Source organism: Mesorhizobium sp. P2_A8, assembly GCF_056404935.1.
Window position 1 is genome coordinate 202,274 of the sequence record NZ_JBFUDB010000003.1, and the last position, 12,715, is coordinate 214,988.

The following is a 12,715-nucleotide window of genomic DNA, read 5'->3' on the forward strand; positions in this document are numbered from 1 at the left end:
CCGGGCCGGGTCCAGCGGCGGATTATGCCTTAGACACGAACTCCTGCGTGGTGACGGCGTTGGCGTAAAATGGGGCGATCTCGGCGACGAAGTCGTCCTGCTGTTTGCGAGTATAGCCGGCCGACGCGTCGTAGATGACGTTGGTGTGGTAGCCGAGGTCGTGGGCATTGCGCATCGAAGACTCGACGCACTGGCGCAGCGAAAAGCCCGACAGGTAGATCTCGTCGATGCGGTTGTTGCGCAAGTAGCCGTCGAGCGTGGTTCCGACGAAGACGCTGCTGCCGCCGGCGCGCTCGCGAACGACATGCTCGCCTTCCGCCGGCTCGAAGCCGGGGAAGAAATCGGCCTGCTCGCCCAGGAACGCGCCATGGTCGCGCGTCATCTTACGCAGGCCGTACTTGGCCTCGCCCAGCACCTTGAAGGTCGGCTCGAACTTCAGCGCTGCGTGGATCACGTGCAGGCCGCGACGGCGGGCCTCTTCGAGGATGATCTTCGAATTGGCGATAGCGGTGTCGACCTGCTCGCGATCCTGGAACGCCGGATAGATGCCACCGGTCGGCGAGAGCCAGTCGTTGACATATTCGATCAGGATCAGCGCGCTTTTGGATGCGTCGGTCATGCTATAACTCCTGGGATGGTGGTTAGGGTCAGGCGGCGATCATCGCGCCTTGCTGGCGCAGGTGGTCGCGAAACAGGTCGGGATAGGTGTCGATTACGGCGTTCTTGACGCTGGGGCGCTCAGCGAGCGCCGCGCGCCACGCCGTCACGCGTGGCAGGCCCGCAAAGATCGGGTCCGCCACTTCCGGATCGATGATCCCGAAATAGCGGAACAGCGGTGCGTAGACCGCATCGACCAGACCAAAGTCCGGCCCGGCGAATACGTGCCGTCGCCCAGTTCCGCTTCGATCTTGCTCAGCCGATCACGGAAGGCGGCCCGCTTGGCGTCGGCGGTCGCCATGTCCTTGGCGTGGAGGAACTGCCAGCCCTCCGTAAAGGTCTGGGTGGCGCATTCGATCCAGGCGCGATGCCGTGCACGCAGCAATGCATCGTCGGGATACATCGCCGCGCCACCCTGCGTCTCGTTCAGATATTCGCAGATGACCACACTTTCGAAGAGGATCGCCTCCTCACCATTCAGCTGGCGTACCTTCAGCACCGGCACCTTGCCGGTCGGCGCCAGGGCCAGAAACCAGTCAGGCTTGGCCGATAGATCGACGTTGACCCGGTCGAACGCCACCCCCTTTTCGAGGAGAACGATCGCGGCACGCTGGACGAATGGGCACAGCGGGTGGCTGACGAGAGTGAGGTTTTGCTCGGTCATGACGGGGTCTCGATGTGCTGGAACAGAGGTCAGAGCGACTGGCCGCCCGACACGTCAAACGTCGTGCCGTTGGCCCAACCTAGATCATCGGACAGGATTGCGGCGACCGCGCCACCGATGTCGTCGGGCTGGCCGACGCGGCCGAGCGCGATATTGCCGGCAACAAAGTCGTTGATATGCTTGTCGTCGCGCACGCGGCCGCCGGCGAAGTCGGTGGCGATGGCGCCCGGCGCGATCGCGTTGACGCGGATCTGGCGTGCGCCCAGTTCGACCGCCATGAACTTGGTCAGCGTCTGCATTGCCGCCTTAGCCGCGGCATAGAGGCCATAACCGGCCATGGTCGTCCGCACAAAGCCGGTAGAGACGTTGAGGATGCGCCCGCCGTCGACGATCAGCGGCAGCAGCTTCTGGGTTAGAAACAGCGGCCCGCGCAGGTGCATGTCGACCATCTGGTCGAACTGCTCCTCGCTCGCGTCGGCGACCATCACATAGATGCCCTCGCCGCCATTGTTCACCAGATAGTCGAACCGTTCGACGCCAAAGGTGGTCCCCAGCGTTTCGGTGACCGCCTGTGCGAAGCCGGAAAAGCTTGTCGTATCGGTGACGTCGAGCGCCAGCATCGCCGCCTTGCCGCCCAGGGCTTCGATCTCGTCAACGAGCGCCTGGGCTTCTGCGGCGCTGTTTCGGTACGTGCCGATGACGCCCACACCACGCCTGGCGAGGTGGAGCGCCATATTGCGCCCGAGGCCGCGGCTGGCGCCGGTGATGAGTGCGATCTTCTGAGACATGGCTAGGTTCCTTGTGATTTGATTTTCCAGACGCCACGCCGCTGAGGTGTCGCATTCGCTGCCAAGCAGATAGGCGATTGCTGTGTCCGACGCCCCGCCTGATGCTCTCAATTACTTGCCTGATTGTCTCAGGCTCTTTTCAGGCGTGAGGATTGGTGTCATAGTCTTTGCCATGACCGACAACCTACAGCCGCATCGCGATATCGCGCTCCGCCACGGGCGGACCGGAATGACCCTGACGCCGATCCCGCGCCTGGAAATCGGCGTAGGACAAACGACCTCGGGAACGTCACCGTGTCTCTACCGCTCGATGATCTGCTTCATTCTGCAGGGATCGAAAGAGGTGGCCATCCACGACGACCTCCTCCGCTACGACGCGTCTCAATATCTGGTCAGCGCACTCGATCTGCCTTTGAGCGGCCAGATCCATGACGCTGACGACGGCAGTCCTTATGTGGCGATTTCGTTAGTCCTTGATCCGGCACTTCTCGCCGAGGTCGCATCGACGATGCCGGCGGTGCGCGACGCGGACGCGCCGGGCAGCGGCATCGCGATCAATCCGATGACTCCGCCGCTGCGCGACACGCTGCTGCGACTGCTGACGTTGCTCGACACGCCTGCGGACATCCCGGCGCTCGCGCCGATGGCCGAACGCGAATTGCTTTATCGTCTCCTGCAGGGCCCGCAGGGGCGACTGTTGCGCCACATCGCGCGCCCAGAAGGCGCGATCGGCGGCATCCGCCGCGCGGTCGAATGGATCCGCGACCGCGGTAATACGCGGCTGCGGATCGAGGCTCTGTGCGAAGCTGCTGGCATGAGCCGTGCGAGCCTGCATCGCCACTTTCTCGCGCTGACTGGATTGAGCCCGATCCAGTATCAGAAGCAGATACGCCTTCAGGAGGCGCGCCAGTTGCTGCTCGCCGGCGACCATAGTGCCTCCGACGTCGCCTATGCGGTCGGCTATGAAAGCGCCTCTCAGTTCAGCCGCGAATATCTGCGGCAATTCGGGGCTCCGCCCGTCCGCGACGTTCGCAGGCTCAGGCAGTCAATCGACAATCAAATGATCAATTAGATGGCTGTCAGCTTCGATGCTGCTGGCTCCAGGCTGCTCAAGGGATCCGATATCGCTACCGCCCACTACCCGAACGCGGCCGACAGCTGCTGATTGCCGCATGAGGCAGTATCTGTTTATCAGAGGCTTATAACGGTCTTATAGTACTCATCTTCGTCGGGCGCGGCCCGCTAGCCCCATCGATGGCGTGCAACCGTGCGATATTCGCCGCATTAGCTGCTCAGTCACCGCTGACTTCGATCGGGAACCCAGCAGCGTCGAGGTGGCGGACGCGCAGAGCCGTCCCTGCGAGTCTACCCTGCCGACATTATTCCCAGTTTCAGCTCGATGTAGCGGACGGCCTTCCAGAAGGACAGTGCGCCGTTCGGCATCTATGCGGGCAACAGCGCTGTCGCCGCCAATGGCGTCCAGCTTGTCGCTCGCGCGCGTCCGCCGAATGAGCTGTTGCAGTATTCAGCGCTCGGACGGCGGTGCTGCAGGAAGGGGATGACGAGGGTCAGCGCGGTCACTGCAGCGGATTGCTCGACATCCTCGTCATCCCCCGAGCAAGCTTAGCCCGCAGGGCTCGGCACCGGCGTGTTGAGCAGTTGCTGCTCCCAAAGATACGCGATGCCGCTGCCGCCGAAGTGCTGGATGAGAATCTCGGTCAACTCCTCGACATGCTCGGTGCGCGCCCAATCGCGTTGCCATTCGCCAGCGAGCGCCATCACCGTCATCACGTTCGCGCCGGCCGCGATCATTCGCTGGATGGCAACTTCGTGAGACTCCTTCGAAATCCCGCCCGACGCGTCGGTGATCACGGTCACGTCCCAGCCTTCGCCGGCGGCCTGGATCACGGGCATTGCGACGCAGACCTCGGTCCACAGGCCGGCGATGATCAGCTGCTTGCGGCCGGTCGCCTTGACGACGTTCACCACATTCTCGTCCTGCCAGGTGTTCACCCAGGTGCGATCGATGACTTCCTGGTTCGGAAATACGTCGGTGATCTGCTTAAAGAGAAGTCCACCGCGCGCCGCGATCACGCTGGTGAGAATGGTCGGAACATTGAAGGCTTTTGCTAGCTTCGCCAGCGCGGTCGTGTTGTTGACCACCATATGGGGATCGTGGCTGTTCAGGTTTGCGAGCTGGTAAGGCTGGTGGTCGATCAGAACGAGTAACGAGTCTTCAGGACGAAGAAGCGAATCGAGGCCGTTACGAAGGGTCATCAGGACTTCCTTTCTCTGCCGCCATGGACGGCAATGGGTTCACGGGAGACATGCGCCGGCGGGCCACGTTGCCTGGGCACAATTTGCTGTTCCTGTTGGTGATGCGGTAGTGCCATAGTCGGGCGAGCTGTGTCGCGAAACAAGGAACGCCAGGATGGACATGGAAGATCTACAGACATTCGTCGCAGTGGCCGATGCAGGGGGCATATCGTCAGCCGCGCGCAGGCTCGGCGTCTCCAAGTCAATCGTCAGTCGGCGGCTCTTTCGGATTGAAGCGGAACTTGGCGTCCAGCTTCTTGCACGAACGACCCGCGGCGCCGCTCTCACCGAGGCGGGGATCACGTTCAGGGACCATGCGGCCAGGGCCAGCGCCGAGATCGACACCGCCAGGGAAACGATCCTCCCGACCGGCGACCTTCGCGGCGGGCTGAGGGTTGCCATGCCGCTTACTTTCGGCCCAACCCACTTCGCCCCGGTGATCGCGGAAATGGCGCGTCTGCACCCGAAGCTTCAAATCCATACCTCCTACAGCGATCGCTTTGTCGATCTCATAGCGGAGGGTTTCGATTGCGCGATCCGGGGCGCCTACCTTCAGGACTCCAACTTGATCGCGAAGCGCGTTGGGCCGATCCATGGAAAGCTTGTCGCAAGCCCGGGTTACATCAAAGCGCATGGGTCACCGGAGACTCTGGATGAACTTGTCACCCACCAGGCCCTCATGCAGGGAACGGAACCCTGGCAGTTCATGGATGGCAGCAAGATTGTTACGGTCCAGCCGCAGGGCAAGTTCAAGGCCGACAGCGCCACGGCACTTGCCGCTGCTGCTGCCGCAGGCCTCGGCATCGCCTGGCTCCCAGATTGCATCACATATGAATATGTGGCCTCCGGTGCATTGGTTCCGATCATGACACGCTATCCGGTACCTCCGGGGGCCGCGTATGTCGTACGCCCGCCGGGCCAGCATCCCGCGCGGAAAGTGCGGGTGCTCACCGAAATGCTGACTGAGTATTTCAAAAGCAACCCGGAAGTTTGGGGTCTCGACCCCTAGAACGCGAACCGTTCAAGGCCCTGTCAAGGAACCGATTTCCGTCACCGGGACAGCACCGGGGCGGACGCGGTGCCGCCCATCCGGAGCGCACATCAGCGGCCGCCCGAGGCGGTGCGAACAGGCTGTTCGGGATCCAGACAGCCTGGCTTTGCCTGGGCCCTACCGGGCCGGTGGCTTCCTAGGCTCCAGGACGAAGCGGCCATCGCTCCTGAGAATGATTGCCATGGCTGCCTTGTGAGCCATGGGGCAGCGTTCCTCCCCCCGCAACACGGTTTGGCACTTTTCGACACTAATCGGGACCGATGCCGAACACCAAATCCCGGATCAGGCCGTCGAGCGGGTGTCGCATCCTACGCGAACCAATTGGATGCCTGAACAAAGTTGGTAGAAAAGGATGGACACATGATCGATCTGAGTGGGAAACGTGCATTGGTGACTGGAGGATCGCGGGGCATCGGGGCCGCGATCGCGTTAGCACTGGCGGAGAACGGCGCCGACGTTGCATTTACTTACTGGCGCTCCGCCGAGAAGTCTGATGCGGTAGTCAAGTCCATCGAAAGCATGGGGCGTCGCGCAGTCGCCATCCAAGCCGACAGCGCCGCCCCGGAGGCCATCAAGCGCTCAGTGAGCCAAGCCGTCTCGGCGCTCGGTGGACTCGATATCCTCGTCAACAGCGCGGCTATCGGCCACACCGGAACGATCGCCGAGATCGACGTGAACGACTATCAGGCCGTGATGGACGTCAACGTGCGAGCGCCAGTGCTGTTTGCGACAGCAGTTATCCCGCATCTCACCGAAGGGGGACGTATCATCACGATTGGTTCGGCCCTGGGAGAGCGGGTCCCATTCCCCGGCATAACGGTTTACGCGATGTCCAAAGCGGCACTTACCTCCTTCACCCGCGGTCTTTCGCGTGAACTCGGTCCGAACGGCATCACCGTGAATCTCGTGCAGCCCGGAGCGACCAATACGGATGCAAATCCGGCGGATGGGGAGGCTGCCGATTTCCAGCGAAGCCTGACGTCACTGGGACGCTACGCCGAGCCGCGCGAAATCGCGAACGCTGTGGTCTTTCTGGCAAGTCCCGCCGCGAGCATGATCACGGGCTCCATCCTGACCGCCGACGGTGGCGCAACCGCCTGAGCGGACTTGATGTTCGCAAGCGGGCCAATTGCGTGCTCGGCAATGCATCGAGCGCCCCATCGCCATTCACGCTAAGCCCCGGCCTTGGCAGAGTCGGGTCGAGGACGACGTGAAGGAGGCAGCCCTGTGGACTCTGTGTTGAGAGGATTTCAAGCTAACCGCTCAACCACACCAGCTAGAAGGAGAAATTCCCGTGAAGGTTCGCAAGTTTGGCCTGCTGCCGGTTGAGACGCGGGCGTAGCTCACCCCTACATGTAGCTCACCCTCACATATGGTCACGCGGTATTCGGGCGCTGCGCTCGCGCTCGAATACCTTGTGACCGTCAGCCAGTGCTTCAACCCGCTCCATAATCACCCATTCGGTCGTCGTGCAAGAGAGACGGGTGATGTATTGGCTTTGCGTTCTCCAGCCTTCCCGCTCGGCACAGCACGTCCAGCGGATCTCTGCCGTCAGCGACAGCGGGTCATCAGGAGCTATCGACCATACCTCCTGCCGGATGTCGCGCGTGCACAAGCCGTTGCCCGGATGGCGGCTAAGACCTGTATCCTCGCGCACCCGGTAGCGCGTCACGCCATTTTGCAGATCGCGTTCAACAGAGCGGCCCGATGATCCTTCCGTCAGGACCTCGTAACGGGGCAGAGGATCGGGATTGAATGGCTGCGCGATTTCGACCCTGCGATGCTCGCCAAGCAGCGGCACTCCCAATCGCAGCGTGGTAAGATCGATCGTCAGCGTTGCGTCGCAGGGCGGCGGCAGGATCGTCGGCCAATAGGCGCTGGACAACGACAGACGCAGACGGTGGCCGGGCGCAAAACGGTAGCCGCACGCATCGAGTACCAACTCGATTTCGACCGTCTCGCCCGGCTTCAGGGGCTGTGGTTTGGCATTGCCGTTGCGATGCGCGAGGTTGAGCACACCGTAGCTGACGCGCGTCGCCACACCATCGGGATGGACGTCAACGATCCTGACGGCAAGGTTGGCCAAGTCGGCATCGCTGGAAAGCGACAGTTTTACAAGTGGTTGACCAAAGACGACGCATTCTTCGGCAAGGACGGCGCTGTCGAAAATGAGTGATCCAGCATCGTCGATACGCTGGTCGCCGGCCATTTCCGAATCCGGCTTCAGCGCGAAAAACTCTCCCGCAGCGGTGCCCGTATCCTGAGGAGAGTTCAGGAGGGTATTTCCTTCAGCATGCGATGAATTGCACCGAGCGAGCCTGCCCGACGCGTCCAGGCTAAGGACGAGTGTGTCGGGAACGTCCCATCTGTCCATGGCAACCCAATAGCCCGGGTCGGTCTCGCGCCGGCGGCCGGGTCGCGGCCCGTCCAGGATATAAGCACGCAGCCTCGGCGTATCCTCCACCTTGTTGTCTTCTGCACACAGCCAATGCCGCCACCATGAAATTGCCTCGGCATGAAAATCGGCGCGGGGCTTCGGATCAGCAAAATGCGGATACTTGTGAACCCATGGACCGATCAGGCCCCAGGCCATCTCCGGCATCCCGGCAACCGCCTTCAAGGGCGTGTTGCGGTAGCCGTCGGCCCATCCGGCAATTACCAGTGCGGGAACGGAAAACCCGTCAAAATCCGCGCAGATCGACCCGTGGCGCCAGAAGTCGTCGCGGCGTTGGTGGGACAGCCACTCCTCCATGAAGAACGGCTCGCCTTCCAGACGCTCAAGCCACATGTCGCGCCAGCGTTCTCCGACGAGATCGGGATCGGGGGACCGCGACTGGAAGGCAGTCATCGTCGCCGCCCATGACAGTTGCGCCGATAGATGCGCTCCATTCTTGTAGTGGATGTCGTCATTGTAGCGGTCGACGGTGGACGACAGGGAAATCACGGCCTTGAGAGCAGGTGGCTTCAAGGCCGCAACCTGAAGCGCGTTGAACCCGCCCCAGGAAATTCCCATCATGCCGACATTGCCGTTCGACCAGTCCCGCGCAGCGATCCATTCGATAATCTCGACGGCGTCGGCAAGCTCGCGCGCGGTATATTCGCCGTCGATCACGCCGTCGGATTCTCCGCAACCGCGAATGTCGACACGCACGCCCGCGATGCCGGCCGCCGCGAAGACCGGATAGGTGGACTCGTCACGGGCGGCGGTGCCGTTGCGTTTGCGATAAGGCAGGAATTCGAGCACCGCCGGCACCCCGCCAGGAACCGTTTCGGGCATCCAGATGCGCGCGGCGAGCCGGGTGCCGTCTTTCAGGACGATCCACTCATTTTCAATGACACGGAAATTCCTGTTCGTCATGCGATCAACCACGAAAGCTCCACTCGGTGGCAAGCACACTATCCCGCCGCCGGAAAGTCGCGATCAATTCCAGGGTTCAAGCCTCCAGCCAGACCCGGCTGGCGATGCGGCCATTGGAAAAGTCATTGCCAATATCGGGAACAAAACCCTTGAGATGGCTCGTGCAGGCGTTGATGAAGTCGTTGAATACCGGCAGTATCAAGCCGCCCTCATCTCGCACCATGAGCGCCATGTCACGGTAGAGTACGCGCCGCTTGGTCTCGTCCAGTTCACCGCGCGCCTGCACCACCATATTGTCGAAGTCGGGCCGCCTGAAGCGGGTGTCGTTCCACTCCGCGTTGGAAACGTAGGAAGTGGAATAGCGCGCATCCTGCGTCGGACGACCACCCCAAAAGGAGGTGCAGAACGGCTTGACGTTCCAGACTTCCGACCAGTAGCCGTCACTCGGCTCGCGCTGCACATTGATCTTGATGCCGGCCTTTTCCGCGCTCAATTGGAAAAGCTGGGCCGCGTCGACCGCGCCGGGAAACGCCGCCTCGGAAGTGCGCAGCAGGATTGCATCCTGAACGCCAGACTTCTTGAAGTGGAATGCTGCCTTGTCGGGATCGTAATTGCGCTGCTCTATATCGGTGGGCGCGAGCGCATAGTTGGCGTTGATCGGGTAATCATTGCCAATGGTGCCGAACCCGCCCAGAACCCGCTTGAGGATAGCCTCGCGGTCTATCGCATATTTGAGCGCCAGACGCAGATCATTGTTGTCGAAGGGCGCGGTGTCGCAATGCATCAGGAAGGAATAGAACCCCTTGCCGGAGGTGCGCAGGATCTCGACGCCCGGAACCCGCTTCAGCAACGGCACGATCTTGGGTCCGACGGTGCTGATGAAATCGACCTGACCGGACTGCAAGGCGCTGGTCCGCGCGGTCAGGTCGTTCATCACGGTAATAAGGACGCTGTCGACGTAGCCCCGATCCTGGCGCCAGTCGTCGGTGTTTTTTTCGAAAGCGGCGCGAATGCCCGGCTCGAACGCAACCAGCTTGTAGGGGCCAGTGCCGATCGCTGCCGCCGGCTTTTCCACGCCACCGCCTGGCTGGATCTGAAGATGGTAGTCCGTAAATATCAGCGGCAAGTCAGCGTTGGCCTCCTTCAGCGTCACCACCATGTCGCCCGACCGTTCCTCGATGCGGTCTATCCCGGACAGCAGGCCGAGTGCGCCCGATTGCGATTTCTTTCCGGCGTGGCGGCGCAACGTCTCGACTGCATCGCTAACAGTAAATGCCTTGCCATCGTGGAAACGAACGTCCTTGCGTATCTTGAAGGTCCACTCCTTGGCGTCGGCCGACGGAGACCAGGATTCGGCCAGCGAGGGGACCGCCGCGCCCGTCTTGGGATCGGATTCGACCAGCGTATCGCCCCAGCAATGCGCGATCACAAAATTGACGCTGGAGGACGCCAGGGCCGGGTCGAGCGTATCGGCGGAGGCGCCGCCATCGAGCCCCAGCCGCAACTGTCCGCCGCGCACTGGCGTTTGCGCCACGGCCGGTGACACCAGCGAGCCTGCGGCTGCGACAAGGCCCAGAGCCACCCCCGCTTGAAGAAGATCACGGCGTGAAAGACTCGATAACCTGCTGGGAGCGCTCATTGGGTTCCCCTTTGGAGTGAAGGCTTGTGGCCGATACTAGGCAGAGCCCGCGGCAACGCAATTTCGTCGCTTGAAGCGTTTTTAAGCGAGTTTATACTGTCTCCATGAGCAAGCCATGGGCCAATTTCAGCAGCAACCTGAAACTTGCCTGCAGCACGCGCAGATCGGTATCCGATCTATGCCGCACCATCGGTATCAACCGGCAGCAGTTCAACCGCTACCTCAATGCGGGAGCCCTTCCTTCCGCCCATAATCTCCTGACGATCGCGGCAGCCTTTGGCCTCGAACCAGCCGATTTCGACCTTCCTCCGGGCGTGTTCCGCAGCAAATTGGGCGAGCGGCGCCGACACGCCGACCTTACAGGCCCGCTAGCGGATGCCTTTCCCGGCGACCTGCACGCACTCGAACCCTATCTCGGATTTTACCAGGCATGGCACACATCGCTGTCCTGGCCTGACCGGATCGTCTGCGCCTGCGCTCACTTGCGCGAAAATGGCGGACAAGTTCTGGTTTCCACGCTTGAGCGCATCGAAGATACCGAAAACGGCATCGTGCAGCGTTCACGGTACGTCGGGCTCGCGGCGTATCGGCACCAGCGCATCTTCCTGACGGAACTGACGCGCGGCGAGGCCCCAACCTTTGGACAGACGATCCTCATGCCGTTCGAAACGTACCAGCGGCGTTACCTGCGGGGCATTACTATGGGCATATCGTGGCGAGCCAACAATCTGCCCTACGCCACCCGCACCGTCTGGCACTATCTGGGGAAACGCGTCAACAAGAGGAGTCTTATATCGCGTTGCGGCATCTATGCGCCCAATTCCGCAGCGCTGCCCGCGGCCGTGCTGTCTTTCCTGACCGAGGCACAGCCGGTTGCCGCCGCGCCTGTGCAGGCACCAAGACCGGATCGCCGAGCGCCTCCCTGAGCCGCGACACGGTGCGGCTCATTGCGTGAGCCGGATCCGGAGCGCAGCCCCGCATGATGTCGAGCGGCCGATCCGAAAATTACCGGAATCCCGGCTGACCTTTGTTGTCAAGGCAAACCGGAGACCCAGTCGTTTTACAACCGGAATTTCTAAAGCTCTTGGTCAGTTGGTAGCGAGTAGATATCCGCTGTATGGAACTCAAAGTCGCGATCGAGAAAGCCCGCCATCGGCGTGGACAACCGAGCCGGTCGCAAACACAAAATCGCCACCGACTAGCCTGCGCACGATCCGGGAGACATCCTCGGCCCCTCCCCATCTGCGTTCAGACCATCCTCTATCAGCGCGTCAGAGGTGGCCCCTGCCGTCTTGGGTGTACGGATGATGCTGGGACGCACCTCCTATACGCCGACGCCATGTAGTGCGAGCCCTATTGCGAACAGGTTTACGAGCACCGGCAGCGCTGCTTCGGACAAGCAACGGTCTCGCGTTCGACAAACGCCATCGCCGCGCTGACCGACGAGATCACGACGATCGACCGGGTCCGGCCGTCGTCGGCTTTTGATTCTACCATCCGGCGTGCGATGCTCTGGGTCAGAGAGAAAGTTCCACGCAGATTGACCGCGAGCGCGTCATCCACGAAGGGGGGTCGAATCGCCAGCAGGCCGCCTCTTACTCGGGCTGGGATGCCCGTTCCCGGCGGGGAAGGAGGGCGCAAAGCCGATGTTCAGCGAGCTAATCTTCTATTTCCGATTGGGTACCACTGCGAAAGTGAGCGATGCCCGCCTTGAAAGGCGGTCAAACCAAGGACCGATCATCGGTTAGGTTCACGTTGGATAACGATGATCTATGGAACTCATTTCATTGTGGCGGTTATTGCGGCTTTCCTGTCAGCATAGGGTGTCCGCGGCTCGTATCGAAATCTCCCGGATGTGCTGACGGAAAACCTGTCGGAACTCCCTGAAGTTATCGAACCCGAGAGCAGTGGCCACTCTGACCACGGTTGAGGGCGACACTCCGCATCGGTCCGCAAGCGATTGCGCGGTGCCGAATGCTACAATTTCCGGATGGGCGAGAGCCGTGCGTGCGACGCGCTCCTGTCGCTCTGGGAGGCTAAGCCTGGTTGCTACAATCATATCCTTTAGCTCGGCGATGTTCGTCGGGTTTCGAATGGTTTTTTCCGTGCTCATGATTGTGCTTCCGATGCATGTTCGGCTATGACTTATTGGGAAGGGCCGTCGGAGGTTGACATCTAACCCCTGAACTTTGCCTGGATGGAACACAGGCCTGCGCTATGTACTCTCTCGGAGGCGCGATCG

General features: G+C 61.5%; 11 protein-coding genes and 1 pseudogene. 4 read left to right on the forward strand and 8 right to left on the reverse strand.

The genetic code is table 11. From position 1 onward, the window contains the following. Positions 1-22: 22 nt before the first annotated feature. The 3 genes and pseudogenes from AC1D10_RS10535 to AC1D10_RS10545 all read right to left on the reverse strand — a co-directional run bounded on the left by AC1D10_RS10535 (position 23) and on the right by AC1D10_RS10545 (position 2,109). On the reverse strand, positions 23-619 hold the full coding sequence (locus tag AC1D10_RS10535; RefSeq protein WP_477271304.1) for a cysteine hydrolase family protein: 597 nt from the start codon (positions 617-619) through the stop codon (positions 23-25). Positions 620-647: 28 nt separating this feature from the next. After that, positions 648-1,321: pseudogene (locus AC1D10_RS10540) on the reverse strand (glutathione S-transferase family protein). A gap of 29 nt (positions 1,322-1,350) precedes the next feature. Continuing rightward, positions 1,351-2,109, reverse strand: a complete 759-nt coding sequence (locus AC1D10_RS10545; protein WP_477271306.1) for an SDR family NAD(P)-dependent oxidoreductase — start codon at positions 2,107-2,109, stop codon at positions 1,351-1,353. A 172-nt stretch (positions 2,110-2,281) separates the two neighbouring features. Between AC1D10_RS10545 and AC1D10_RS10550 the strand changes: the two genes are divergently transcribed. Then, the gene (locus AC1D10_RS10550; RefSeq protein ID WP_477271308.1) at positions 2,282-3,181 is read left to right on the forward strand and encodes an AraC family transcriptional regulator; all 900 of its coding nucleotides are present in this window, start codon (positions 2,282-2,284) and stop codon (positions 3,179-3,181) included. Positions 3,182-3,732: 551 nt separating this feature from the next. On the opposite strand, the gene AC1D10_RS10555 is transcribed toward AC1D10_RS10550, so the two are convergent. Continuing rightward, entirely contained in the window at positions 3,733-4,386 is a 654-nt protein-coding gene (locus AC1D10_RS10555; RefSeq protein WP_477271310.1) for a hydrolase, read from the reverse strand. 154 nt (positions 4,387-4,540) lie between these two features. Between AC1D10_RS10555 and AC1D10_RS10560 the strand changes: the two genes are divergently transcribed. Beyond that, on the forward strand, positions 4,541-5,434 hold the full coding sequence (locus AC1D10_RS10560; protein ID WP_477271312.1) for a LysR family transcriptional regulator: 894 nt from the start codon (positions 4,541-4,543) through the stop codon (positions 5,432-5,434). 402 nt (positions 5,435-5,836) lie between these two features. Next, on the forward strand, positions 5,837-6,577 hold the full coding sequence (locus AC1D10_RS10565) for an SDR family NAD(P)-dependent oxidoreductase (RefSeq protein WP_477271314.1): 741 nt from the start codon (positions 5,837-5,839) through the stop codon (positions 6,575-6,577). Positions 6,578-6,842: 265 nt separating this feature from the next. On the opposite strand, the gene AC1D10_RS10570 is transcribed toward AC1D10_RS10565, so the two are convergent. Both AC1D10_RS10570 and AC1D10_RS10575 read right to left on the reverse strand, forming a co-directional pair. Further along, on the reverse strand, positions 6,843-8,834 hold the full coding sequence (locus AC1D10_RS10570; protein WP_477272076.1) for a CocE/NonD family hydrolase: 1,992 nt from the start codon (positions 8,832-8,834) through the stop codon (positions 6,843-6,845). 76 nt (positions 8,835-8,910) lie between these two features. Then, positions 8,911-10,473 carry an ABC transporter substrate-binding protein gene (locus AC1D10_RS10575; protein ID WP_477271317.1) on the reverse strand — a complete coding sequence of 521 codons (1,563 nt, stop codon included), beginning with the start codon at positions 10,471-10,473 and terminating at the stop codon, positions 8,911-8,913. 104 nt (positions 10,474-10,577) lie between these two features. Between AC1D10_RS10575 and AC1D10_RS10580 the strand changes: the two genes are divergently transcribed. Continuing rightward, positions 10,578-11,399, forward strand: coding sequence for a helix-turn-helix domain-containing protein (locus tag AC1D10_RS10580; protein WP_477271319.1), 822 nt, complete (start codon positions 10,578-10,580; stop codon positions 11,397-11,399). A 442-nt stretch (positions 11,400-11,841) separates the two neighbouring features. On the opposite strand, the gene AC1D10_RS10585 is transcribed toward AC1D10_RS10580, so the two are convergent. Together AC1D10_RS10585 and AC1D10_RS10590 are read right to left on the reverse strand one after the other, a co-directional pair. After that, positions 11,842-12,036 (reverse strand): hypothetical protein, encoded by a 195-nt coding sequence (locus tag AC1D10_RS10585; RefSeq protein ID WP_477271321.1) that lies wholly within the window; start codon positions 12,034-12,036, stop codon positions 11,842-11,844. A 250-nt stretch (positions 12,037-12,286) separates the two neighbouring features. Then, positions 12,287-12,586, reverse strand: a complete 300-nt coding sequence (locus AC1D10_RS10590) for a MurR/RpiR family transcriptional regulator (RefSeq protein ID WP_477271323.1) — start codon at positions 12,584-12,586, stop codon at positions 12,287-12,289. Between the last annotated feature and the right edge of the window lie 129 nt (positions 12,587-12,715).